Source organism: Mangrovimonas sp. sgz306409 (assembly GCF_059735265.1).
Genome location: NZ_JCAPEU010000039.1, coordinates 1 through 682, shown reverse-complemented (window position 1 = coordinate 682; position 682 = coordinate 1). Strand labels below are relative to the sequence as shown.

Below are 682 nucleotides of genomic sequence, written 5' to 3'. Positions count from 1 at the left end.
CGAGAGGAAAATCGGAAGCAATGAATTATACACCGTGTTGTACACCGTTTTTTTAATTTTTCATTATTCCTGCTCGGTCAAAATATTCTCCAATGGCATACGTGGGAAGTCCTTTCTGATAACCCAATCGGTAAAAGCCAATTCCGTTGCTTTTTTCGTTATTACTTAATTCTTGGATTTCTTTTGCCTTTAATATTATCTCAAATTCAGTGAACTCCGATTTGCATTCAAGAATTTCTCCTTTTTTAAATCCACCTTTTGGGCAATAGGGAACAAGAATAATTTTTGTTGCGTTGAATTTGCGGTGCCCAAAGTCAGATTTTAAGTCTTTAATTCCATGAGAGTTGAAAGAATTCCAACTTACATTTTTAGTTCTTCCAAAACGCATTGGCAAGTCAGGACGAAAATATTGAGATTCTTTTTCTGTTAACGGCAAATTTTCAATCAATTCCGATTTAGTTTTGAAAATCTCGGTTGACATTCGGTAGAATATTGTTTTGACACCAAAATTGTTTGAAAATGTCCAATTGTTTTCAGACCAGAGACAGTCATAGAACACTTCATAATCGTCAAATCCGATTATCCGAGACGGTCTTTCGTTAAATTCTGTTTTGTATATATCTCCTAATTTCAATTTTTTGGCAAATGGTGTACAACGGTTTGTGTATAGTTTCGTTGCGTG

At 34.6% G+C, this 682-nt stretch carries 1 protein-coding gene; it reads right to left on the bottom strand.

Annotated features, from left to right (window positions below):
* Positions 1 to 52: 52 nt before the first annotated feature.
* Positions 53 to 682, bottom strand: a 630-nt coding sequence (locus AC6I5C_RS17830) for a hypothetical protein (protein ID WP_497906351.1), incomplete at its 5' end; no start/stop codon positions are given.